This is a genomic window from uncultured Campylobacter sp. (assembly GCF_937997595.1).
GTDB lineage: Bacteria > Campylobacterota > Campylobacteria > Campylobacterales > Campylobacteraceae > Campylobacter_B.
Genome location: NZ_CALKTS010000282.1, coordinates 1 through 1,823 on the forward strand (window position 1 = coordinate 1; position 1,823 = coordinate 1,823).

Annotated in this window: 2 protein-coding genes; both read left to right on the forward strand. The window is 45.0% G+C overall.

Annotated elements, in window-relative coordinates:
* The coding region (locus Q0614_RS09425; RefSeq protein WP_298788284.1) for an isoaspartyl peptidase/L-asparaginase at positions 1–371 on the forward strand (371 nt) is incomplete at its 5' end.
* 25 nt (positions 372–396) lie between these two features.
* A complete protein-coding gene (locus tag Q0614_RS09430; protein WP_298788286.1) occupies positions 397–1,512 on the forward strand; it encodes a WG repeat-containing protein in 1,116 nt (371 codons plus the stop codon).
* Positions 1,513–1,823 lie beyond the last annotated feature (311 nt).

Here is a 1,823-nt window from a genome sequence, read left to right on the forward strand (position 1 = left end):
GCGGCAGCGCGATGGATGCCGTAACGGCGGCGATAATGGTGCTTGAGGACGATCCGAATTTTAACGCGGGCAAGGGCACGGTATTTACCGCCGACGGATTTAACGAGCTTGATGCCTCGATCATGGACGGTTCGACCAAAAAAGCGGGCGCAGTTGCAATGGATAAAAACAGCAACCTAGCCGCAGCGACCAGCACCGGCGGCACGACCAACAAAATGACCGACCGCATCGGCTCGTATCAAAGAGACAGCGACAAGGAGCTAGACCTCGCCATCTCGAAAAAAGAATTTATAGATAACTTCCTCAAGCAAGGCGCCGAAGAGGGATTTAGCTTCGAGCAGACGCAAGAGCTGCTGGGCGGGATAAATTAGCCTCAAATTTACAAAAAGGGCAAAAATGAAAAAAATTTTAGCGGTACTTCTCTTAGGCTTGCTCGGTCTTGAAGCTAAGATAATCGGGCAGGGTGAGCTAGCGGACTACGGGCTGGTTTTTGCGGACGGCAATGCCGTGGATAAAGACGGCAACATAAAAGCCGTAGGTAAAAATTTTATGGTCACAGGAACCTTTTCTGACGGTCTTTGCGTGGTTTTTATAGGCGAACAGATTTTTTTTATGGACGAAAACGGCAGATTTACCGTGCGTTTGGCGCCCGGTATGGACTTTAAAACTAGCTTTACCGAGGGGCTAGCAGGCATCGCCAAAAACGGTAAATTCGGCTTCATAGACAAAACAGGCAGGGTCGTAGTAGAACCCAAATTTGACGATATGGGTATAGCCTTTAAAGATGGCGCAATACTCGTGGGCGAGATGAAATGCGGCAGGATGAAATACGGTTACGTGGATAAAAGCGGCAGAACAATCATTCCTCCGCGCTACGACGAGGCAACGTATTTTTCCGAGGGGCTAGCCTCGGTGCGTATCGCCGATAAATGGAGCGTGATAGACAAAAGCGGCGCTACCGTTTCAAAGCTAAATTTGGGCCGCCCGGTAACTTTTAAGGAAGGCTTGGCGCCCGTAAAATTTAACGGACTCTACGGCTTTGTAAACAAGGACGCAAGCGTCGTTATAGAGCCTAAATTTGAATTAGCATCGCTCTTTAGCGAAGGGCTAGCGGCCGTAAAATCGGGCGGCAAATGGGGCTTTATAGACAAAAGCGGAAATTTCGCGATAGAGCCGCGTTTTGACGAAGTAAATAAATTTAAAGAAAAACGTGCCGTGGTAAGGGTCGGCGAGCTGTGGGGTATCATAGATAAAAGCGGTAAATTTATCCTTGAGCCGCAAAAATTCGACTATATATTTGGCGAGTTTTACGGCGGAATGTTAAATTTCAGGGTAAATAGAAAAAGTGGTTGCCTAGACATAGACGGCAAGGTCGCCATAGAACCGATATTTGACGACATATCTGTTTTTGAGGGCGACGTGACGACCGCTAGTGTAGACTACAAAAGCGTGTTTATCGATAAAAAGGGCCGAATTCTGCCTATTTCTTACTACTTTGAGATAGAAGATTGAGGTAAATTTGCGACGGTTTTGGCGAGCGCTTTGCTTCTTTTGAACCAACAAGCTACATTCAGTCGCTAAATTCTCGCCTTTATGTCACATTAAAACCCAATAGACCTATTTTGCCAAAAAAATAACGTAAATTTAATTTTTGCAATATGAGTTAAATTCAACGCAGGCAATAAAACTTCGGTTGTCTTAATTTACTTTCATTCGTATTTAACTTTTGCCTAAAATTTTGCACACGATAGAAAAATATACGAATTTCAGGTAGAATATCGCCACATAAAATCAAGGCGGTAAAATGAGAAAATTTATAGTCG